Origin of the sequence: Enterobacter genomosp. O, assembly GCF_001022965.1 — a bacterium.
Lineage (GTDB): Bacteria > Pseudomonadota > Gammaproteobacteria > Enterobacterales > Enterobacteriaceae > Enterobacter > Enterobacter cloacae_L.
In genome coordinates, this window is record NZ_LECZ01000023.1 from 315,138 (window position 1) to 337,612 (window position 22,475).

The following is a 22,475-nucleotide window of genomic DNA, read 5'->3' on the forward strand; positions in this document are numbered from 1 at the left end:
CAAAAGCCCGGAAGTGATTCCGGGCTTTTTCTATTTGTGGGTATTGCTCGGTAAAACTGAATCTATACTCAATATTAATCTGTTTTTTCCGATCTATACGGCTTGGTATTATGGTTTTATCGAGGTATTGTTGTAACAGAGAGAATTAAAGTGAAATTACTACACCGTTTTTTTAGCAGTGAAGCGTCCGGTGGCGTGATCCTGATTATTGCCGCTGCGGCCGCGATGGTGCTGGCAAACGTCGGCTTTACCCGCGATCTGTATCATGCTTTTCTGGAAACGCCCGTCGAGCTGAAGGTCGGGGCGCTGGAAATCAACAAGAACATGCTGCTGTGGATCAACGATGCGCTCATGGCGGTGTTCTTCCTGCTGGTCGGGCTTGAGGTGAAGCGTGAGCTGGTGCTGGGCTCGCTTGCCAGCCGCCAGCGTGCGGCGTTTCCGGTGATTGCCGCGTTTGGTGGGATGGTGGTTCCGGCGCTGCTCTTCCTGGCGTTCACCTGGCAGGATCCGATTGCTCGTCACGGCTGGGCAATCCCGGCTGCGACGGATATCGCTTTTGCGCTCGGAGTGCTGGCACTACTGGGAAGCCGCGTGCCGGTTGCCCTGAAAATCTTCCTGATGGCGCTGGCGATCATCGATGACCTGGGCGCCATTGTGATTATCGCGCTGTTCTACACCAGCGATCTGTCGATTCTGTCTCTGAGCGTGGCCGCAGGAGCGATTGCGGTACTGGCGTTGCTGAACGTCTTTAATGTTCGCCGCATCGGTATCTACATCCTCGTGGGGATGGTGCTGTGGACCGCGGTGTTGAAATCGGGCGTGCATGCCACGCTGGCCGGCGTAATTGTCGGTTTCTTCGTGCCGCTTAAGCCGCAGGAGGGCAAATCACCCGCTAAACAGCTGGAACACGTGCTGCACCCGTGGGTCGCTTTTATGATCCTGCCCCTGTTTGCGTTTGCCAACGCGGGCGTTTCCCTCGGCGGCGTTACGCTGGACGGGCTGACGTCCGTGCTGCCGCTGGGCATTATTGCCGGGCTGTTTATCGGTAAGCCGCTGGGCATTAGCCTTTTCTGCTGGCTGGCGACGAAGCTGAAGCTGGCGACATTGCCGCATGGCACCACGTTTACGCAGATTATGGCCGTTGGCGTGCTGTGCGGAATCGGGTTTACGATGTCGATCTTTATCTCGACGCTGGCGTTTGGCGCGCATGCGCCTGAGCTTATCGTCTGGGCTAAACTCGGCATTCTCATCGGGTCATTACTGGCCGCGGTGATCGGTTATACCTTGTTGAAGGTGAAATTGTCCGGACAGGCCGTCCAGGCATAACGGAAAGCCGGGAGGAGGGGATCCTTCTCCCGATACATACTCAGGGAGAGAAGACGCGATGTCTCATTTAAATTACAACCATCTTTACTACTTCTGGCACGTCTACAAGCAGGGCTCGGTGGTCGGGGCGGCAGAGGCCCTTTACCTGACGCCGCAAACCATCACCGGGCAGATCAAGGCGCTGGAAGAACGTTTGCAGGGCAAGCTGTTCAAGCGTAAGGGGCGTGGGATTGAACCCAGCGAACTGGGTGAGCTGGTTTTCCGCTACGCGGATAAAATGTTCACCCTAAGCCAGGAGATGCTGGATATCGTCAACTACCGCAAAGAGTCGAACCTGCTCTTTGATGTGGGCGTGGCGGACGCGCTGTCCAAACGGCTGGTGAGCGGCGTGCTGGATGCGGCCGTGGTAGAAGACGAGCAAATCCACCTGCGCTGCTTTGAATCCACCCACGAGATGCTGCTGGAACAGCTGAGCCAGCACAAGTTGGACATGATTATCTCGGATTGTCCGATCGACTCCACGCAGCAGGAAGGGCTGTTCTCGGTGAAGATTGGTGAATGCGGCGTGAGCTTCTGGTGTATTAACCCGCCGCCGGAAAAACCCTTCCCGGCCTGCCTGGAAGAGCGTCGCCTGCTGGTACCGGGAAGGCGTTCCATGTTGGGACGCAAGCTGCTGAACTGGTTTAACTCACAGGGGCTGAACGTTGAGATCCTCGGTGAGTTCGACGACGCGGCGCTGATGAAAGCCTTTGGCGAAGCGCACAATGCTATCTTCGTTGCACCGACGCTGTACGCGCACGATCTCTATTCAGATAACAGGATTACGGAGATTGGTCGGGTCGATAACGTGATGGAAGAGTATCACGCGATTTTTGCGGAAAGGATGATTCAGCACCCGGCGGTGCAGCGTATATGTAACCGTGACTACTCGTCGCTGTTTACACCACCGGCAATCTGAAGGCATAAAAAAACCCGCGTTAAGCGGGTTCTTTAAACAAGCAACAACAAGTAGCGATTAAGCCAGTTTGTTGATCTGCGCGGTCAGGTTTGCTTTATGACGCGCTGCTTTGTTTTTGTGGATCAGACCTTTAGCAGCCTGACGATCCACGATTGGTTGCATTTCGTTAAATGCGTTCTGCGCTGCAGCTTTATCGCCAGCTTCAATTGCTGCGTATACTTTCTTGATGAAGGTACGCATCATAGAGCGACGGCTTGCGTTGTGCTTACGAGCCTTTTCAGACTGAACGGCACGTTTCTTAGCTGATTTGATATTAGCCAAGTCCAACTCCCAAATATGATCTATGTGGACAATTCAAAGGCCGAGGAATATGCCCTCTTTGCCTTCTTTTGTCAATGGATTTGTGCAAATAAGCGCCGTTAATTAGCGACGCTACGTTACGTAGTGATGGCGCAGGATTCTACCAGCTTGTCTTCCCTGAATACAGCCTTTCGGCATAAAAATCGCAGTTCACGAGCAGATTTTTTCGCTGCGAAAGGTCAGCCTGATGAAATCATTACGGCTTTCTGTTTTGCACGAACAATCGCCGGTTAACCTTAACCGCTGTACAAGGTATACTTTGGCGATTTTCACTGTTTTGAGCCAGACATGAAGCTGATACGCGGCATACATAATCTCAGCAGAGCACCGCACGGGTGCGTGCTGACAATTGGTAATTTCGACGGCGTGCATCGTGGTCATCAGGCGCTGTTGCAGGGATTGCGTAAAGAAGGGGAGGCCCGCGGCCTGCCCGTGGTAGTGATGATTTTCGAACCGCAGCCGCTGGAGCTGTTTGCGGGCGATAAATCTCCCGCCCGTCTCACCCGCCTGCGCGAGAAGTTGCGCTATCTGGCGGAGTCCGGCGTGGACTACGTATTGTGCGTACGTTTCGATCGTCGCTTTGCCGCGCTGACAGCACAAAATTTTGTCAGTGACCTGCTGGTTGAGCGTCTTGGCGTGCAGTTTCTTGCCGTGGGGGATGATTTCCGCTTTGGCGCTGGTCGTCAGGGCGATTTCTTGCTATTACAGAAGGCTGGTCTGGAGTACGGCTTTGACGTCACCAGTGCGATGACCTTCTGTGAAGGCGGCGTTCGCGTCAGCAGCACGGCGGTACGTCAGGCGCTGGCCAATGATGAACTGGATACGGCAGAAACCCTGCTGGGGCATCCGTTCACCATCTCAGGCCGCGTTGTCCATGGCGACGCGCTCGGCCGCACCATTGGTTTCCCGACGGCGAATATACCGCTGCGTCGTCAGGTTTCCCCGGTTAAAGGGGTCTATGCGGTGGAAGTGGCAGGACTGGGCGATAAACCATTTTATGGCGTCGCCAACATTGGTACGCGTCCTACCGTCGCTGGTGTGCGTCAACAGTTAGAAGTGCACCTGCTGGACGTTGTAATGGACCTTTATGGTCGCCATATAGATGTGATACTGCGTAAAAAAATACGCAACGAGCAGCGATTTGGTTCGCTGGATGAACTCAAAGCGCAAATTGCGCGTGATGAATTGACGGCCCGCGAGTTTTTTGGGCTTTGAACCCGGCTTAAATGCCTACGTGATAAATACGGAACCGAGAATCTGATGAGTGACTATAAATCAACCCTGAATTTGCCGGAAACAGGGTTCCCGATGCGCGGCGATCTCGCCAAGCGCGAACCGGGAATGCTGGCGCGTTGGACCGATGATGACCTGTACGGCATCATTCGTGCAGCCAAAAAAGGCAAGAAAACCTTCATTCTGCATGATGGCCCTCCATATGCGAATGGCAGCATTCATATTGGTCACTCGGTTAACAAGATTCTGAAAGACATTATCGTGAAGTCCAAAGGCCTCACGGGATATGACTCGCCTTACGTTCCGGGCTGGGACTGCCATGGTCTGCCGATCGAGCTGAAAGTAGAGCAAGAGTTTGGCAAACCGGGTGAGAAATTCACCGCCGCTGAGTTCCGCGCGAAATGCCGCGAATACGCAGCCACGCAGGTTGAAGGCCAGCGCGCTGACTTCATCCGTCTGGGCGTATTGGGCGACTGGTCGCACCCGTACCTGACCATGGATTTCAAAACTGAAGCCAACATCATCCGTGCGCTGGGTAAAATCATCGGTAACGGCCACCTGCATAAAGGCGCTAAGCCTGTGCACTGGTGCGTGGACTGCCGTTCTGCGCTGGCAGAAGCGGAAGTGGAGTATTACGACAAAACGTCTCCGTCTATCGACGTGGCGTTCCACGCGGTCGATCAGGATGCGGTGAAAGCCAAATTTGGTGTCTCCTCGGTTAATGGCCCGATCTCGCTGGTGATCTGGACCACCACCCCGTGGACCCTGCCAGCCAACCGCGCGATCTCCCTGTCCGGTGAGTTCGAATATGCGCTGGTGCAGGTAGAAGGTCAGGCAGTTATCCTGGCGAAAGATCTGGTTGAGAGCGTGCTGAAACGCGCGAATATCACCGACTACACCGTGCTGGGTACCGTGAAAGGTGACGCGCTGGAGCTGATGCGCTTTAAGCACCCGTTCCTGGACTTCGACGTTCCGGCGATCCTCGGCGACCACGTCACGCTGGACGCGGGTACCGGTGCGGTACATACCGCCGGTGGCCACGGTCCTGACGACTACAGCATCAGCCTGAAGTACGGTCTGGAAATCGCTAACCCGGTGGGTCCGGACGGCTCTTATCTGCCTGGCACCTACCCGGCGCTGGACGGTATCAACGTCTTTAAAGCCAACGACATCATCGTTGATATGCTGCGCACCAGCGGCGCGCTGCTGCATGTAGAGAAAATGCAGCACAGCTATCCGTGCTGCTGGCGCCACAAAACGCCGATCATCTTCCGTGCGACCCCGCAGTGGTTCATCAGCATGGATCAGAAAGGCCTGCGTGCGCAGTCCCTGAAAGAGATCAAAGGCGTGCAGTGGATCCCTGACTGGGGCCAGGCGCGTATCGAATCCATGGTGGCTAACCGTCCTGACTGGTGTATCTCCCGTCAGCGTACCTGGGGCGTACCGATGTCTCTGTTCGTGCATAAAGAGACGCAGGAACTGCACCCGAACACTCTGGAACTGATGGAAGAAGTGGCGAAACGCGTCGAAGTTGACGGTATTCAGGCGTGGTGGGATCTCGACTCCCGCGACATCCTGGGCGCTGACGCAGACAGCTACGAGAAAGTGCCGGATACCCTGGACGTGTGGTTCGACTCCGGGTCTACCCACTCCTCCGTGGTTGACGTGCGTCCGGAGTTTTCCGGTCACGCCGCCGACATGTATCTGGAAGGGTCTGACCAACACCGCGGCTGGTTCATGTCATCCCTGATGATTTCCACCGCCATGAAAGGCAAAGCACCTTACCGTCAGGTACTGACCCACGGTTTCACCGTGGATGGTCAGGGCCGCAAGATGTCCAAATCTATCGGTAACACCGTTTCTCCACAGGATGTGATGAACAAGCTGGGCGCAGATATTCTGCGTCTGTGGGTGGCCTCCACCGACTATACCGGCGAAATGGCGGTATCTGACGAGATCCTGAAACGTGCTGCCGACAGCTATCGTCGTATCCGTAACACCGCGCGCTTCCTGCTGGCGAACCTTAACGGATTTGATCCGGCAAAAGACATGGTTAAACCGGAAGAGATGGTGGTGCTGGACCGCTGGGCGGTAGGCTGCGCGAAAGCGGCGCAGGACGATATCCTGAAGGCCTATGAGTCTTATGACTTCCATGAAGTGGTACAGCGCCTGATGCGCTTCTGCTCCATCGAGATGGGCTCGTTCTACCTCGACATTATCAAAGACCGCCAGTACACCGCGAAAGCGGACAGCGTGGCGCGTCGTAGCTGCCAGACCGCGCTGTTCCACATCGCAGAAGCGCTGGTTCGCTGGATGGCACCGATCATGTCCTTCACCGCGGATGAAATCTGGGGCTATCTGCCAGGCGACCGCGAGAAGTATGTCTTCACCGGCGAGTGGTACGAAGGTCTGTTCGACCTCTCCAGCACTGAAGCGATGAATGATGCCTTCTGGGACGAGCTGCTGAAAGTACGTGGTGAAGTGAACAAGGTTATTGAGCAGGCGCGTGCTGACAAGAAAGTCGGTGGTTCTCTGGAAGCAACGGTCACGCTGTACGCGGAACCGGAGCTGGCGGCTAAACTGACGGCGCTGGGCGATGAATTACGATTTGTCCTGTTGACCTCCGGCGCGAAAGTTGCGGATTATGCCGAAGCTTCTGCTGATGCTCAGCAGAGCGAGCTGCTCAAAGGACTGAAAGTCGCGCTGAGCAAAGCCGACGGTGAGAAATGCCCGCGCTGCTGGCATTACACTACCGATGTCGGTCAGGTGGCGGAACACGCAGACATCTGCGGACGCTGTGTAAGCAACGTCGCCGGTGACGGCGAAAAACGTAAGTTTGCCTGATGAGTAAAACTCTCTGTTCAACAGGACTGCGCTGGCTGTGGCTGGTTGTAGTGGTGCTGATTATCGATCTGGGCAGCAAGTTCCTGATCCTCCAGAATTTTGCTCTGGGGGATACGGTCCCGCTGTTCCCGTCGCTTAACCTGCACTATGCGCGTAACTACGGCGCGGCGTTCAGTTTCCTTGCCGACAGCGGTGGCTGGCAGCGCTGGTTCTTTGCGGGTATCGCTCTCGGTATCTGCGTGATCCTGGCAGTGCTGATGTACCGCTCGAAGGCGACGCAAAAGCTGAATAACATCGCCTACGCGCTCATCATCGGTGGCGCGCTGGGCAACCTGTTTGACCGCCTGTGGCACGGCTTTGTGGTCGATATGATCGACTTCTACGTCGGCGACTGGCACTTCGCGACCTTTAACCTCGCCGATAGCGCAATTTGCATCGGTGCGGCGTTAATCGTGCTGGAAGGCTTCTTGCCGAAACCAGCCGCGAAAGAGCAGGCTTAATTGTAAATGCCGGGTGGCGCTACGCTTACCCGGCCTACAGAATTTGTGGCCTCCCGTAGGCCCGGTAAGCGCAGCGCCACCGGGCAACAGGTGACCCAAAACAAGCGAGCAATTTGCATGTCTAAATCCGTACAGAGCAACAGCGCGGTTCTCGTTCACTTCACGCTGAAACTGGATGATGGTTCAACGGCTGAATCCACCCGAAATAACGGCAAGCCGGCCCTGTTTCGTCTTGGCGATACCTCCCTGTCTGAAGGTCTTGAGCAGCAGCTTCTGGGTCTGAAAGAGGGTGAGAAAAAAGCCTTTTCGCTGGAGCCTGATGCCGCGTTTGGTGTCCCGAGCCCGGACCTGATCCAGTATTTCTCGCGCCGCGAGTTTATGGACGCGGGTGAACCGGAAATTGGGGCGATTATGCTCTTTACCGCTATGGACGGCAGCGAAATGCCTGGCGTGATCCGCGAAATCAACGGCGACTCGATTACCGTTGACTTCAACCATCCGCTTGCCGGGCGTACCGTTCATTTTGATGTTGAAGTGCTGGAAATCGATCCTGCACTGGAGGCCTGAAATGCAGATCCTGTTGGCTAACCCGCGCGGCTTCTGCGCCGGTGTAGACCGCGCTATCAGCATTGTTGAAAACGCGCTGGAAATTTATGGCGCGCCGATTTATGTGCGTCACGAAGTGGTGCACAACCGTTACGTGGTCGACAGCCTGCGCGAGCGCGGTGCCATTTTTATTGAGCAAATCAGCGAAGTGCCGGACGGTGCGATCCTGATTTTCTCCGCGCACGGCGTCTCTCAGGCGGTACGGAACGAAGCGAAAAGCCGCGATTTGACCGTGTTCGATGCCACCTGCCCATTAGTCACGAAAGTGCATATGGAAGTGGCGCGCGCCAGCCGTCGTGGTGAAGAGTCGATTCTGATTGGCCATGCCGGGCATCCGGAAGTCGAAGGCACCATGGGCCAGTACAGCAACCCGGAAGGGGGCATGTATCTGGTTGAGTCGCCTGAAGATGTGTTTACGCTGAACGTAAAAAATGAAGCCCGTCTGTCGTTTATGACCCAGACAACGCTCTCCGTAGACGATACCTCGGACGTGATTGACGCCCTGCGTCAGCGCTTCCCGAAAATCGTCGGTCCGCGTAAGGATGACATCTGCTACGCAACCACTAACCGTCAGGAAGCGGTGCGTGCCCTGGCTGAACAGGCGGATGTGGTGCTGGTGGTCGGCTCCAAAAACTCGTCTAACTCCAACCGTTTGGCTGAACTGGCACAACGCATGGGGAAAGCGGCTTTCCTGATTGATGACGCGTCGGATATTCAGGAAGCGTGGGTTAAAAACGCGGCCTGCGTGGGCGTGACGGCAGGGGCTTCCGCGCCGGATATTCTGGTACAGAACGTCATTTCCCGTCTGCAGGAGCTCGGCGGTGGCGAAGCGGTGCCGCTGGAAGGTCGTGAAGAGAACATCGTTTTCGAAGTTCCGAAAGAACTGAGAATTGACGCCCGCGAAGTCGAATAGACCCTTTTCTGATGAAAGGCCAGCACCTCCTGTGCTGGCCTTTTTTTTACCCGTTACTTTATCGTGACGACAAAATCATGTCTTTTACTGATATTTAAGTCGGTTTCACGTTAAATTCTAATTATCGGTGTTTTCAGTTGGCAGTGCTTCTCAAGGCTGGTTAATCTGAAAACGGTTTACATCATTTTAACGTAAGAGAATAACTATGCATGATGCACAGATCCGTGTCGCCATTGCGGGCGCGGGTGGACGTATGGGCCGTCAGCTTATTCAGGCGGCGCTTCAGATGGATGGCGTAGCGCTTGGTGCGGCGCTGGAGCGGGAAGGTTCATCGCTCCTGGGGGCCGACGCAGGCGAGCTGGCGGGCGCGGGAAAGACCGGCGTCACCGTACAAAGCAGCCTGGATGCGGTAAAAGATGACTTCGATGTGTTCATTGATTTTACCCGCCCGGAAGGAACGCTCACGCATCTGGCGTTTTGCCGCCAGCACGGCAAGGGGATGGTGATCGGCACCACCGGTTTTGACGACGCGGGTAAGCAGGCTATCCAGGATGCGTCAAAAGAGATTGCGATTGTCTTCGCCGCCAACTTTAGCGTGGGCGTTAACGTCATGCTGAAGCTGCTGGAGAAAGCCGCGAAGGTAATGGGCAACTATACCGACATTGAAATTGTTGAAGCCCACCATCGCTACAAAGTTGATGCGCCATCAGGTACGGCGCTGGCGATGGGCGAAGCGATTGCCCATGCACTTGATAAAGATTTAAAAGACTGCGCGGTCTATAGCCGCGAAGGACACACCGGCGAGCGAGTGCCTGGCACTATTGGTTTCGCCACCGTTCGTGCGGGTGACATCGTCGGCGAACACACCGCGATGTTCGCCGATATTGGCGAACGTGTGGAAATTACGCATAAAGCTTCCAGCCGAATGACGTTTGCCAATGGTGCCGTTCGTTCCGCTTTGTGGTTAAAAAACGAGAAAATCGGTCTTTTTGATATGAGAGATGTGCTCGATCTCAACAATATTTAAGAGTTATTACCCATCGTGATGTGGTTATTGCAGTCGTAATTACTTGATTGCATAGGGCAATAATTTATTGCCCTTTTATTTTATCTATTACGTTATGTTTTATCGCAATAACATTTAAAAGCATCTATGTTGCTGCATTTTTTCGTTGCTGAAATGTAAATTTTGACCATCTGGTCCACTTTTCCCAGCTCCATTGAGACATTTTTTATTAAACCAGGCGCGCAAGCGTTTTCCGCAGTGATTTACCTGATCTTTTTGTCGCTTAAGCGGCATTCCACTCGCCAGGGCTGCAAAAGACTAAACAAAATATCCGTTTTAAGTTGACTTTTACCCACCAAATCCCCAGAATGCCGCCGTTTGCCAAAAATCCGCTGGCAACACATTTGCATTGATCCATGACATGGTTATGAATTAATATGCAAATAAAGTGAGTGAATATTCTCTGGAGGGTGTTTTGATTAAGTCAGCGCTATTGGTTCTGGAAGACGGAACCCAGTTTATCGGTCGGGCCATAGGGGCAACGGGTTCGGCGGTTGGGGAAGTCGTTTTCAATACTTCAATGACCGGTTATCAAGAAATCCTCACTGATCCTTCCTATTCTCGCCAAATCGTTACTCTTACTTATCCTCATATCGGCAATGTCGGCACCAATGCGGCTGACGAAGAGTCCTCTCAGGTACATGCGCAAGGCCTGGTCATTCGCGACCTGCCGCTGATTGCCAGCAACTTCCGCAACACCGAAGACCTCTCTTCCTACCTGAAACGCCATAACATCGTGGCGATTGCCGATATCGATACCCGTAAGTTAACGCGTCTGCTGCGCGAGAAGGGTGCACAAAACGGCTGCATCATCGCAGGTGATAACCTCGATGCGGCCCTGGCGCTGGAAAAAGCGAAAGCCTTCCCGGGCCTGAACGGCATGGACCTGGCGAAAGAAGTGACTACCGCTGAAGCCTACAGCTGGACGCAGGGTAGCTGGACGCTGGAAGGCGACCTGCCGGAAGCGAAAAAAGAGAGCGAGCTGCCGTTCCACGTGGTGGCTTATGATTTTGGCGCCAAGCGCAACATCCTGCGCATGCTGGTTGACCGCGGTTGCCGTCTGACGGTGGTGCCGGCGCAGACCTCTGCCGAAGACGTACTGAAGATGAACCCGGACGGGATCTTCCTCTCTAACGGCCCAGGCGACCCGGCTCCTTGTGACTACGCCATCGCTGCCATCAAGTCCTTCCTGGAAACCGACATCCCGGTATTCGGCATCTGCCTCGGCCATCAGCTGCTGGCTCTGGCGAGCGGTGCGAACACCGTTAAGATGAAGTTCGGTCACCACGGTGGTAACCACCCGGTGAAAGACATTGATAACAACACGGTGATGATTACCGCGCAGAACCACGGTTTCGCCGTCGATGAGGCCTCAATGCCGGCTAACCTGCGCGTGACCCATAAGTCGCTGTTCGATGGCACCCTGCAGGGGATTCATCGTACCGATAAGCCAGCATTCAGCTTCCAGGGCCACCCTGAAGCCAGCCCGGGCCCACACGATGCCGCGCCGCTGTTCGATCACTTCATCGAACTTATCGAGCAATACCGTAAGACCGCTAAATAATCAGGAGCCGAGAAGACAATGCCAAAACGTACAGACATAAAAAGCATCCTGATCCTTGGCGCTGGCCCGATCGTCATCGGCCAGGCCTGCGAATTCGACTATTCCGGCGCGCAGGCGTGTAAAGCCCTGCGCGAAGAGGGTTACCGCGTTATCCTGGTCAACTCTAACCCGGCAACCATCATGACCGACCCGGAAATGGCTGATGCAACCTACATCGAGCCGATTCACTGGGAAGTGGTACGCAAAATCATTGAGAAAGAGCGTCCGGACGCGGTACTGCCGACCATGGGCGGCCAGACGGCGCTGAACTGTGCGCTGGAGCTGGAGCGTCAGGGCGTGCTGGAAGAGTTCGGCGTGACCATGATTGGCGCAACCGCCGACGCGATTGATAAAGCAGAAGACCGTCGTCGCTTTGACGTGGCGATGAAGAAAATCGGCCTCGACACCGCGCGTTCCGGCATCGCACATAATATGGAAGAAGCGCTGGCCGTCGCGGCTGACGTGGGCTATCCGTGCATCATCCGTCCATCCTTCACCATGGGTGGCACCGGCGGCGGTATCGCCTACAACCGCGAAGAGTTCGAAGAGATTTGCGAACGCGGTCTGGATCTTTCCCCAACCAAAGAGCTGCTGATTGATGAATCGCTGATTGGCTGGAAAGAGTACGAGATGGAAGTGGTGCGTGATAAAAACGACAACTGCATCATCGTCTGCTCCATCGAAAACTTCGATGCGATGGGGATCCACACCGGCGACTCCATCACCGTTGCGCCAGCGCAAACGCTGACCGACAAAGAGTATCAAATCATGCGTAACGCCTCGATGGCGGTACTGCGTGAAATCGGCGTAGAAACCGGCGGCTCAAACGTGCAGTTCTCCGTGAACCCGAAAACCGGTCGCCTGATTGTTATCGAAATGAACCCGCGCGTGTCCCGTTCCTCCGCGCTGGCTTCCAAAGCGACCGGCTTCCCGATCGCCAAAGTGGCGGCGAAGCTGGCGGTAGGCTACACCCTCGACGAACTGATGAACGACATCACCGGTGGCCGCACCCCTGCGTCCTTCGAGCCGTCCATCGACTACGTTGTGACCAAAATTCCACGCTTCAACTTCGAGAAATTCGCCGGTGCGAACGACCGTCTGACCACCCAGATGAAATCCGTCGGTGAAGTGATGGCGATTGGCCGCACGCAGCAGGAATCCCTGCAGAAAGCGCTGCGCGGCCTGGAAGTCGGTGCGACCGGCTTTGACCCGAAAGTAAGCCTGGACGACCCGGAAGCGCTGACCAAAATTCGCCGCGAGCTTAAAGACGCGGGCGCTGAGCGCATCTGGTACATCGCCGATGCCTTCCGTGCTGGCCTGTCCGTGGACGGCGTGTTCAACCTGACCAACATTGACCGCTGGTTCCTGGTGCAGATTGAAGAGCTGGTGCGTCTGGAAGAACAGGTGGCTGAGCTGGGTATCACCGGTCTGGACGCTGACTTCCTGCGCGTGCTGAAGCGTAAAGGCTTCGCCGATGCGCGTCTGGCTAAGCTGGCGGGCGTGCGCGAAGCGGAAATCCGCAAGCTGCGCGACCAGTATGACCTGCACCCGGTTTACAAGCGCGTGGACACCTGTGCGGCGGAATTCTCGACCGACACCGCGTACATGTACTCCACCTATGAAGACGAGTGCGAAGCGAACCCGTCCGTCGACCGCGACAAGATTATGGTGCTGGGCGGCGGTCCAAACCGTATCGGCCAGGGCATCGAGTTCGACTACTGCTGCGTACACGCCTCGCTGGCGCTGCGCGAAGACGGTTACGAGACCATCATGGTCAACTGTAACCCGGAAACGGTCTCGACCGACTACGACACCTCTGACCGCCTCTACTTCGAGCCGGTTACCCTGGAAGACGTGCTGGAAATCGTGCGCATCGAGAAGCCAAAAGGCGTTATCGTGCAGTACGGCGGCCAGACCCCGCTGAAGCTGGCGCGCGCGCTGGAAGCGGCGGGCGTGCCGGTTATCGGTACCAGCCCGGATGCGATTGACCGTGCGGAAGACCGCGAGCGTTTCCAGCAGGCGGTTGACCGTCTGAAGCTGAAACAGCCGGCGAACGCCACCGTCACCGCCATTGAGATGGCCGTTGAGAAGGCGAAAGAGATTGGTTACCCGCTGGTGGTGCGTCCTTCCTACGTGCTGGGCGGCCGCGCGATGGAAATCGTTTATGACGAAGCCGACCTGCGTCGCTACTTCCAGACGGCGGTGAGCGTCTCCAACGATGCGCCAGTGCTGCTCGACCGCTTCCTCGACGACGCGGTAGAAGTGGACGTTGATGCCATCTGCGACGGCGAAATGGTGCTGATTGGCGGCATCATGGAGCATATCGAGCAGGCGGGCGTGCACTCCGGCGACTCCGCCTGTTCTCTGCCAGCGTACACCCTGAGCCAGGAGATTCAGGACGTGATGCGCCAGCAGGTGCAGAAGCTGGCCTTCGAGCTGCAGGTTCGCGGTCTGATGAACGTCCAGTTCGCGGTGAAAGACAACGAAGTCTACCTGATTGAAGTGAACCCGCGCGCGGCGCGTACCGTCCCGTTCGTCTCTAAAGCCACCGGTGTTCCGCTGGCGAAAGTGGCGGCACGCGTGATGGCGGGCCAGACGCTGGCACAGCAGGGCGTGACCAAAGAAATCATTCCACCGTATTACTCGGTGAAAGAAGTGGTGCTGCCGTTCAACAAATTCCCGGGCGTTGACCCGCTGTTAGGGCCAGAAATGCGCTCCACCGGGGAAGTGATGGGCGTGGGCCGCACCTTCGCAGAAGCCTTCGCGAAGGCGCAGCTGGGCAGTAGCTCCACCATGAGAAAATCAGGCCGTGCGCTGCTCTCCGTTCGCGAAGGCGACAAAGAGCGCGTGGTTGACCTGGCCGCCAAGCTGCTGAAGCAGGGCTTCGAGCTGGATGCGACCCACGGTACGGCGATTGTGCTGGGTGAAGCCGGTATCAACCCTCGTCTGGTGAACAAGGTGCATGAAGGTCGTCCGCACATTCAGGATCGCATCAAGAATGGCGAATACACCTACATCATCAACACTACCGCAGGCCGTCAGGCGATTGAAGACTCCAAGCTGATTCGCCGCAGCGCGCTGCAGTACAAGGTGCACTACGACACCACCCTGAACGGCGGTTTCGCTACGGCCATGGCGCTGAACGCGGATGCCACCGAGAAGGTGATTTCAGTGCAGGAAATGCACGCGCAGATTAGCAAGTAAGTAAAAATGCCCGGTGCCGTTCGGTTGCCGGGCATTCTCCCCATCTTCAGAACCTTCTGGTTTTCCATCCGCATTCAGTCAGTTAGCCTAAAATGGTTAGGTCGATAACGAAATTCAACTGAGAGCAGGGGAAAACACCATGCAAAATAAATTACTGATCGCTTCCGTTCTGGCTGCCACTGCAATGTTCACCGTGGCGGGCTGTTCGTCTAATCAGGCCGTAAAAACCACCGATGGTAAAACCATTGTCACCGACGGCAAGCCGCAGGTGGATGATGATACCGGCCTGGTGTCGTATAAAAACGCCGAAACCGGTCAAACCGAGCAGATTAACCGTGACCAGGTTAAATCCATGGGTGAACTGGATAACTAATTCAGAATTCTGACGTAAGCCCGTCAATAATATTCACTATTAGCCTGTTGAATTACTGACTACACTCTTTTGTTAAAAGAAAGCAGTAACAACAGGCTAATCAATGATTCTGATAATTTACGCCCATCCTTATCCGCAGCACTCGCATGCGAATAAGCGGATGCTTGAGCAGGTAAGGACGCTTGATAACGTAGAGATACGTTCCCTCTATCAACTCTATCCCGATTTTAATATCGATATCGCCGCCGAACAGGAGGCACTTTCCCGCGCCGATCTGATTATCTGGCAGCATCCCATGCAGTGGTACAGCACCCCTCCGCTCCTGAAACTGTGGATTGATAAAGTTTTCTCCCACGGCTGGGCGTACGGCCACAACGGCAATGCGCTAAAAGGGAAAAGCCTGATGTGGGCGGTCACTACCGGCGGAGGGGAAAGCCACTTTGATATTGGGTCCTTCCCGGGGTTTGACGTCCTGGCGCAGCCGCTGCAGGCAACCGCGCTCTATTGCGGTCTGAACTGGCTCCCGCCTTTTGCCATGCACTGCACGTTTGTCTGCGACGATGAAACGCTGCAGGCGCAGGCTCGCCATTATAAACAACGCTTACTCGAGTGGCAGGAGACGCATCATGGATAGCCATACGCTGATACAGGCGCTGATTTACCTCGGCGCGGCGGCACTGATTGTGCCCGTGGCGGTACGCCTCGGGCTTGGCTCCGTTCTCGGCTATCTGATTGCCGGCTGCGTCATTGGGCCGTGGGGCCTTCGTCTGGTCACGGATGCTGAGGCGATTCTCCATTTCGCTGAGATTGGCGTTGTGCTGATGCTCTTTGTGATTGGTCTGGAACTCGATCCGCAGCGCTTGTGGAAGCTTCGCGCCTCGGTATTTGGCGGTGGCGCGTTGCAAATGGTGGCCTGCGGCCTGCTGTTGGGCGGGTTCTGTATCCTGCTGGGAATGGACTGGAAAGTGGCAGAGCTCATCGGCATGACGCTGGCGCTCTCCTCGACGGCGATTGCCATGCAGGCGATGAACGAGCGTAACCTGACGGTCTCTCAGATGGGCCGCAGCGCCTTCTCCGTGCTGCTTTTCCAGGACATTGCCGCTATCCCGCTGGTGGCGATGATCCCGCTGCTGGCGGCAAGTGGTTCCTCGACGACGCTGGGCGCTTTCGCGCTATCCGCACTGAAGGTGGCGGGCGCGCTGGCGCTGGTGGTTATGCTTGGGCGCTACGTTACCCGTCCGCTGCTGCGGTTTGTTGCCCGTTCAGGCCTGCGCGAAGTGTTCAGCGCCGTGGCGCTGTTCCTGGTGTTTGGCTTTGGTCTGCTGCTGGAAGAGGCCGGGCTGTCGATGGCGATGGGGGCATTCCTCGCAGGCGTTCTGCTGGCGAGTTCTGAATATCGTCACGCGCTGGAAAGCGATATCGAGCCGTTCAAAGGGCTGCTGCTGGGGCTATTTTTCATCGGCGTCGGGATGTCCGTCGATTTCGGCACGCTGGTGACGCACCCGCTGCGGATCGTCATCCTGCTGGTGGGCTTCCTGGTCATTAAAATGGTGATGCTGTGGCTGATTGCGCGTCCACTGAACGTGCCGACCCGGCAGCGCCGCTGGTTTGCCGTGCTGCTGGGGCAGGGGAGCGAATTTGCGTTCGTGGTCTTTGGCGCAGCGCAAATGGCAAACGTCCTCGATCCGGAGTGGGCGAAAGCGCTGACGCTGGCGGTCGCACTGTCGATGGCGGCGACGCCTGTTCTGCTGGTGGTGCTGACGCGTCTGGAAAAATCGGGCAGCGAGCAGGAGCGCGAAGCCGATGAAATCGACGAGGAGCAGCCGCGCGTCATCATCGCCGGCTTTGGCCGCTACGGGCAGATCGTAGGTCGTTTACTGCTGTCGAGCGGGGTGAAAATGGTCATCCTCGATCACGACCCGGACCATGTCGATACTCTGCGTAAATTTGATATGAAGGTGTTTTACGGAGATGCGACCCGCGTCGATCTGCTGGAATCCGCTGGGGCGGCAAAAGCCGAGGTGCTGATTAACGCCATTGACGATCCAGAGACCAGCATGCAGATGGTGGAACTGGTTAAAGAGCATTTCCCGGCGCTGACCATTATCTCCCGCGCGCGCGATGTGGATCACTATATCAGGCTGCGGCAGGCGGGTGTCGACGCACCGGAGCGTGAAACGTTCGAAGGTGCGCTGAAGTCTGGCCGTACGGCGCTGGAAAGTCTGGGGCTCGGCGCGTATGAAGCGCGCGAGCGTGCGGATCTGTTCCGCCGCTTTAATACCGAGATGGTGGAAGAGATGGCGGCGATGGCCGGTAGTTCGGCCACGGAGCGCGCGGCGGTGTTCAAGCGCACCAGCGCGATGCTGACGGAAATCATTAACGAGGATCGTAATCACCTGTCGCTGATCCAGCGTCATGGCTGGCAGGGCACGGAGGAGGGCAAGCATACCGGCGATCCGGCTGACGAGCCCGAGAGTAAACCTTCCGCGTGAAGTGGAGTTGCCAGCAATAATAAAAAATTTCTTTATCTTTACCCTGCCGCCAGTCGACGAAAGATTAAGCTTTCCGTATAGTGGCGGCAATTTTTTGCATCCGGGAAATTTTCAATGATCAGTCTGATTGCAGCGCTGGCGGTGGACCGCGTTATCGGTATGGAAAATGCCATGCCGTGGAACCTGCCTGCCGATCTCGCATGGTTTAAACGTACTACGTTAAACAAGCCGGTAGTGATGGGCCGCCTGACCTGGGAGTCGATTGGTCGTCCATTGCCGGGCCGTAAAAATATCGTTATCAGTAGCCAGCCGGGCACTGACGATCGCGTTGAATGGGTAAAATCAGTCGACGAGGCGATTGCCGCGTGCGGCAATGCCGAAGAGATCATGGTGATTGGCGGTGGGCGTGTGTATGAGCAGTTCCTGCCAAAAGCGCAGAAGCTGTATCTGACCCACATTGATGCGGAAGTGGAAGGCGATACCCATTTCCCGGACTACGATCCGGACGAGTGGGAATCGGTATTCAGCGAATTCCACGACGCGGATGCACAGAATTCCCACAGCTACTGCTTCGAGATTCTGGAACGTCGTTAAGTGATTACTCCCTCTCCCTGCGGGGAGAGGGAATCATGCATCAGGAGGCAACGGCCTCGCCTTCTCCTGAGTTAAGCTGTCGGTTGGACGGCTGAACAAAGTAAGCTTTATCTTCCCAGCGTAAGCAGGTTAACTCTCCGCCCCAGCAGCATCCGGTATCCAGACCGTAGATCCCTTCCGGCGTTCCTTTTCCTTCCAGTGCAGCCCAGTGACCAAATACCACGCTGTACTCGCTTGTCACCGGTCCCGGAATGGCAAACCACGGTTTGAGCGGAGCGGGCGCGCTTTCCGGTGTCTCTTTGGAATACATGTCCAGCTGTCCGTTCGGGAAGCAGAAACGCATGCGGGTGAAGGCGTTGGTGATAAAGCGCAGGCGGGCCAGGCCGCTGAGCTCTTCGCTCCAGTGGTTTGGCATATCGCCGTACATGGCATCGAGGAAGAAAGGATACGAGTCGCTCGCCAGCACCGCTTCAACGTCACGCGCGCAGGTTTTCGCCGTCTCAAGATCCCACTGTGGGGTGATCCCGGCATGGGCCATGACCAGCTTTTTCTCTTCGTCGATCTGCAGCAGTGGCTGACGGCGCAACCAGTTGATCAGCTCGTCGGCGTCCGGCGCATCCAGCAGTGGGGTGAGGCGATCTTTAGGCTTGTTGCGGCTGATCCCGGCGAAAACCGCCAGCAGATGCAGATCGTGATTGCCCAGGACCATGCGGACGCTGTCGCCCAGCGATTTGACGAAGCGTAATACTTCAAGGGAGCCGGGGCCACGCGCGACTAAATCGCCTGTCAGCCAGAGCGTGTCCTGTCCAGGGGTAAAGTCGACCTGCTTTAATAATGCGATCAGTTCATCGTAGCAACCGTGAACGTCGCCAATCAGATATGTAGACATTAGATTAATGAATGAGTGTTGTAACGGCGAGACGGAACACAGGAATGGCAACGCGGAAACTATTGCCATCGACGTCGACCATTTCATAATGGCCTTGCATGGTACCCATCGGCGTTTCAATCACCGCACCGCTGGTGTACTGGTACTCTTCGCCAGGGGCAATGTGCGGCTGTTCGCCAACCACACCTTCCCCCTGAACTTCGATTTCACGGCCATTGCCGTTGGTGATAAGCCAGTAGCGCCCGCGCAGCTGCACAGGCATCCGCCCCAGGTTGCGAATGGTCACGGTGTAAGCAAAGACAAAACGTTCTTCATCCGGTGAGGATTGCGATTCAACATAGACGCTTTGTACATGGACACATACGCGGGGCGAATCAATCATGGCTTAACTCTCCTTCGGCGGCGCATTTTCGCTGATGTAATTAGCCAGCTTGCAGTACTGCTCAACGGAAATGTTCTCCGCACGCATTGCCGGGTCGATTCCCAGCTCGGCTAACACCTCAACGGTGAACGAATTGCTAAGGCTGTTACGAATCGTTTTACGGCGCTGGTTAAAGGCTTCCGTTGTAACGCGGCTCAGTACACGCAGATCTTTCACCGGGTACGGTTTCGTTTTGTGCGGCACCAGGCGTACAACCGCGGAATCCACTTTCGGTGGCGGCGTAAAGGCGGATGGCGGAACTTCGAGCACCGGGATCACGTTGCAGTAATATTGCGCCATCACGCTTAAACGACCATACGCTTTACTGTTCGGGCCTGCAACCAGACGGTTAACAACCTCTTTTTGCAACATGAAGTGCATGTCGGCAATGGCATCAGTATAGCTAAACAGGTGGAACATCAGCGGGGTGGAAATGTTGTACGGCAAGTTACCGAAGACGCGCAGCGGCTGGCCCATTTTTTCCGACAGCTCGCCAAAGTTCATGGTCATGGCATCCTGCTGATAAATGGTCAGCTTCGGCCCGAGGAACGGGTGCGTTTGCAGGCGTGCGGCCAGATCGCGGTCCAGCTCGATGACGGTTAGTTCGTCGAGGCGTTCGCCGACCGGCTCGGTCAGGGCGGCAAGGCCCGGGCCGATTTCGACCATCGCCTGACCTTTTTGTGGGTTAATGGCCGAGACAATGCTTTCGATCACGAACTGATCGTTAAGGAAGTTTTGCCCGAAACGTTTACGGGCTAAGTGGCCCTGATGGACTCGATTAGTCATTGAGTATTAACAATCATTTTGATGGCGAGATTAAGCGCCGTAATAAAACTGCCGACATCCGCTTTCCCCTGGCCTGCCAGATCCAGCGCAGTACCGTGGTCAACGGACGTTCGAATAAAGGGTAAACCGAGGGTGATATTCACCCCGCGGCCAAAGCCCTGGTATTTTAGCACGGGCAGGCCCTGATCGTGGTACATCGCGAGCACCGCATCGGCATTATCCAGGTACTTCGGCTGGAAAAGGGTATCCGCAGGCAGTGGCCCGCTGAGGTTCATCCCTTTTTCCCGCATTTCGTTAAGCACCGGAATGATGGTGTCGATCTCTTCTGTACCCATGTGTCCACCTTCGCCCGCATGCGGATTCAGGCCGCAAACCAGAACGTGCGGCTGCTTGATGCCGAATTTAGTTTGCAGGTCATGGTGCAGGATCCCGATGATCTCCCGCAGCAGTTCCGGGGTAATGGCATCCGGAATGGCCTTAATAGGCAGATGGGTTGTCACGAGGGCAACGCGCATCTCCTCGGTTGCCAGCATCATCACCACTTTCGGGCTGTGCGAGCGCTCTTCAAAGAACTCCGTATGCCCGGTAAATGGAATACCCGCTTCGTTGATCACACCCTTGTGGACGGGGCCGGTAATCAGAGCGGCAAATTCACCCTTAAGACAACCGTCGCAGGCGCGCGCAAGGGTTTCAACGACATAATGACCGTTTTCCGTGCTGAGCTGGCCCGGGATGACAGGCGTACGAAGGGGAACAGAGAGAAGCGTGAGCGTACCGGCTTGTTGCGGTGCAGGCTGTTGGCCTTCAACGTAAGGGATGAGCGTTAAAGGCAGACCGAGCAGCGTTGCCCGGTCTTGTAACAGTGTTGCATCAGCGCAGACGACCAGTTCTACCGGCCAGCTGCGCTGGGCGAGCTGGACAACGAGGTCAGGCCCAATCCCGGCGGGTTCGCCGGGAGTGATAACAACACGATGCTGTTTCATTAGTTGCTCAGAACTTTCACGTAAGCGCTGGCGCGTTGTTCCTGCATCCAGGTTGCCGCTTCTTCAGAGAACTTACGGTTAAACAGCATACGGTAGGCTCTGTCTTTCTGCGCCGCATCCGTTTTATCAACGTTACGGGTGTCCATCAGCTCGATCAGATGCCAGCCAAACGAAGAGTGTACCGGCGCACTGATCTGGCCTTTGTTCATCTTCATCAACGCATCGCGGAACGCTGGATCGTAAATATCCGCCGCTGCCCAGCCCAGATCGCCGCCCTGGTTAGCAGAGCCAGGATCCTGAGAGAACTCTTTTGCTGCATTTGCGAACGAGGTTTTACCGCTCTTAATGTCAGCAGCAATCTGTTCCAGCTTCGCACGCGCCTGATCGTCAGTCATGATCGGTGACGGTTTCAGAAGGATGTGGCGAGCGTGAACTTCGGTGACGGAAATACTTTGGCTCTGACCGCGCAGATCGTTCACTTTCAGAATGTGGAAGCCCACGCCTGAACGGATCGGACCTACGATATCACCTTTCTTCGCCGTGCTCAGTGCCTGGGCGAAGATGGATGGCAGCTCCTGAATACGTCCCCAGCCCATCTGGCCCCCTTTCAGCGCCTGTTGGTCCGCGGAGTAGGTGATAGCCAGCTTGCCAAAGTCGCCGCCGTTACGCGCCTGTTCGACAATAGAGCGCGCCTGGCTTTCGGCTTCCGCAGCCTGATCGGAGGTTGGGTTCTCTGGCAGTGGGATCAGAATGTGGCTCAGGTTCAGCTCAGTGCTGGCATCGTTCTGGTTACCCACCTGTTTTGCCAGCGCGTCTACTTCCTGAGGCAGGATCGTGACGCGGCGGCGTACTTCGTTGTTACGTACTTCCGAAATCAGCATCTCTTTACGGATCTGGTTACGGTAGGTGGCGTAGCTGATGCCGTCATAGGCCAGACGGCTGCGCATCTGGTCTAAAGACATATTGTTTTGCTTCGCGATGTTAGCGATCGCCTGATCGAGCTGCTCGTCAGTGACCTTCACACCCATTTTCTGCCCCATCTGGAGAACGATCTGATCCATGATCAGACGCTCCAGGATCTGGTGGCGCAGCGTGGCGTCATCCGGAAGCTGCTGACCTGCTTCACCCGAGTTGAGCTTCACCGATTTCATCAGACCGTCAACGTCACTTTCGAGCACGACGCCGTTGTTTACCACCGCGGCGACTTTATCAACAACCTGGGGGGCCGCGAAGCTGGTATTCGCAACCATAGCGACACCGAGCAGCAGCGTTTTCCAGTTCTTCATACTTTTTCCATTTCAATTAACCGCAAAGCGGATTACGT

The 22,475-nt window shown here is 55.9% G+C and carries 20 protein-coding genes and 1 pseudogene; 15 read left to right on the forward strand and 6 right to left on the reverse strand.

All coding sequences use genetic code 11. The annotated features are described in order from the left end of the window. Nucleotides 1-150 precede the first annotated feature (150 nt). Together nhaA and nhaR are read left to right on the forward strand one after the other, a co-directional pair. Complete coding sequence (gene nhaA, locus ABR39_RS06855; protein WP_047346312.1) at nt 151-1,326, forward strand: Na+/H+ antiporter NhaA; 1,176 nt, start codon at nt 151-153, stop codon at nt 1,324-1,326. Between the two features lie 58 nt (nt 1,327-1,384). Further along, complete coding sequence (gene nhaR, locus ABR39_RS06860; RefSeq protein ID WP_047346313.1) at nt 1,385-2,284, forward strand: transcriptional activator NhaR; 900 nt, start codon at nt 1,385-1,387, stop codon at nt 2,282-2,284. 57 nt (nt 2,285-2,341) lie between these two features. Here nhaR and rpsT read toward each other — a convergent pair whose 3' ends face one another. Further along, nucleotides 2,342-2,605, reverse strand: coding sequence for a 30S ribosomal protein S20 (gene rpsT, locus ABR39_RS06865; RefSeq protein WP_003856458.1), 264 nt, complete (start codon nt 2,603-2,605; stop codon nt 2,342-2,344). Nucleotides 2,606-2,706: 101 nt separating this feature from the next. On the opposite strand from rpsT, the pseudogene ABR39_RS26185 reads away from it, so the two are divergent. The 13 genes and pseudogenes from ABR39_RS26185 (at nt 2,707) to folA (ending at nt 18,072) form a co-directional block, all read left to right on the forward strand. Next, nucleotides 2,707-2,925, forward strand: a pseudogene (locus tag ABR39_RS26185) (DUF2575 domain-containing protein). Nucleotides 2,926-2,932: 7 nt separating this feature from the next. Next, the gene (ribF, locus tag ABR39_RS06870; RefSeq protein WP_047346314.1) at nt 2,933-3,859 is read left to right on the forward strand and encodes a bifunctional riboflavin kinase/FAD synthetase; all 927 of its coding nucleotides are present in this window, start codon (nt 2,933-2,935) and stop codon (nt 3,857-3,859) included. A 45-nt stretch (nt 3,860-3,904) separates the two neighbouring features. Further along, on the forward strand, nt 3,905-6,721 hold the full coding sequence (ileS, locus tag ABR39_RS06875; RefSeq protein ID WP_047346315.1) for an isoleucine--tRNA ligase: 2,817 nt from the start codon (nt 3,905-3,907) through the stop codon (nt 6,719-6,721). Next, a complete protein-coding gene (gene lspA / locus ABR39_RS06880) occupies nt 6,721-7,221 on the forward strand; it encodes a signal peptidase II (RefSeq protein ID WP_047346316.1) in 501 nt (166 codons plus the stop codon). The genes ileS and lspA overlap by 1 nt, the downstream gene beginning before the upstream one ends. A 117-nt stretch (nt 7,222-7,338) precedes the next feature. Further along, the gene (gene fkpB, locus ABR39_RS06885; RefSeq protein ID WP_003856450.1) at nt 7,339-7,788 is read left to right on the forward strand and encodes an FKBP-type peptidyl-prolyl cis-trans isomerase; all 450 of its coding nucleotides are present in this window, start codon (nt 7,339-7,341) and stop codon (nt 7,786-7,788) included. Between the two features lies 1 nt (nt 7,789). Beyond that, a complete protein-coding gene (gene ispH, locus ABR39_RS06890) occupies nt 7,790-8,740 on the forward strand; it encodes a 4-hydroxy-3-methylbut-2-enyl diphosphate reductase (RefSeq protein WP_047346317.1) in 951 nt (316 codons plus the stop codon). Between the two features lie 205 nt (nt 8,741-8,945). Then, entirely contained in the window at nt 8,946-9,767 is an 822-nt protein-coding gene (gene dapB, locus ABR39_RS06895) for a 4-hydroxy-tetrahydrodipicolinate reductase (RefSeq protein ID WP_047346318.1), read from the forward strand. Nucleotides 9,768-10,221: 454 nt separating this feature from the next. Next, a complete protein-coding gene (carA, locus tag ABR39_RS06900; protein WP_032642612.1) occupies nt 10,222-11,370 on the forward strand; it encodes a glutamine-hydrolyzing carbamoyl-phosphate synthase small subunit in 1,149 nt (382 codons plus the stop codon). A gap of 18 nt (nt 11,371-11,388) precedes the next feature. Next, a complete protein-coding gene (gene carB, locus ABR39_RS06905) occupies nt 11,389-14,613 on the forward strand; it encodes a carbamoyl-phosphate synthase large subunit (protein ID WP_023310356.1) in 3,225 nt (1,074 codons plus the stop codon). Nucleotides 14,614-14,752: 139 nt separating this feature from the next. Then, complete coding sequence (locus ABR39_RS06910; RefSeq protein ID WP_003856439.1) at nt 14,753-14,986, forward strand: YgdI/YgdR family lipoprotein; 234 nt, start codon at nt 14,753-14,755, stop codon at nt 14,984-14,986. Between the two features lie 103 nt (nt 14,987-15,089). After that, a complete protein-coding gene (gene kefF, locus ABR39_RS06915; RefSeq protein WP_023310358.1) occupies nt 15,090-15,620 on the forward strand; it encodes a glutathione-regulated potassium-efflux system oxidoreductase KefF in 531 nt (176 codons plus the stop codon). After that, the gene (kefC, locus tag ABR39_RS06920) at nt 15,613-17,478 is read left to right on the forward strand and encodes a glutathione-regulated potassium-efflux system protein KefC (protein ID WP_047346319.1); all 1,866 of its coding nucleotides are present in this window, start codon (nt 15,613-15,615) and stop codon (nt 17,476-17,478) included. Before kefF ends, kefC begins: the two co-directional genes overlap by 8 nt. Nucleotides 17,479-17,592: 114 nt before the next feature. Continuing rightward, nucleotides 17,593-18,072 carry a type 3 dihydrofolate reductase gene (gene folA, locus ABR39_RS06925; protein WP_008502023.1) on the forward strand — a complete coding sequence of 160 codons (480 nt, stop codon included), beginning with the start codon at nt 17,593-17,595 and terminating at the stop codon, nt 18,070-18,072. A gap of 40 nt (nt 18,073-18,112) precedes the next feature. On the opposite strand, the gene apaH is transcribed toward folA, so the two are convergent. The 5 genes from apaH to surA are packed head-to-tail and all read right to left on the reverse strand — an operon-like array spanning nt 18,113 to nt 22,437. Continuing rightward, nucleotides 18,113-18,961, reverse strand: a complete 849-nt coding sequence (apaH, locus tag ABR39_RS06930; RefSeq protein ID WP_047346320.1) for a bis(5'-nucleosyl)-tetraphosphatase (symmetrical) ApaH — start codon at nt 18,959-18,961, stop codon at nt 18,113-18,115. 4 nt (nt 18,962-18,965) lie between these two features. Beyond that, complete coding sequence (gene apaG, locus ABR39_RS06935; RefSeq protein ID WP_047346321.1) at nt 18,966-19,343, reverse strand: Co2+/Mg2+ efflux protein ApaG; 378 nt, start codon at nt 19,341-19,343, stop codon at nt 18,966-18,968. Nucleotides 19,344-19,346: 3 nt separating this feature from the next. Beyond that, the gene (gene rsmA / locus ABR39_RS06940; RefSeq protein ID WP_010427042.1) at nt 19,347-20,168 is read right to left on the reverse strand and encodes a 16S rRNA (adenine(1518)-N(6)/adenine(1519)-N(6))-dimethyltransferase RsmA; all 822 of its coding nucleotides are present in this window, start codon (nt 20,166-20,168) and stop codon (nt 19,347-19,349) included. After that, nucleotides 20,165-21,151 (reverse strand): 4-hydroxythreonine-4-phosphate dehydrogenase PdxA, encoded by a 987-nt coding sequence (pdxA, locus tag ABR39_RS06945; RefSeq protein ID WP_047346322.1) that lies wholly within the window; start codon nt 21,149-21,151, stop codon nt 20,165-20,167. Before pdxA ends, rsmA begins: the two co-directional genes overlap by 4 nt. Continuing rightward, nucleotides 21,151-22,437 (reverse strand): peptidylprolyl isomerase SurA, encoded by a 1,287-nt coding sequence (gene surA, locus ABR39_RS06950; RefSeq protein ID WP_047346323.1) that lies wholly within the window; start codon nt 22,435-22,437, stop codon nt 21,151-21,153. Before surA ends, pdxA begins: the two co-directional genes overlap by 1 nt. Nucleotides 22,438-22,475 lie beyond the last annotated feature (38 nt).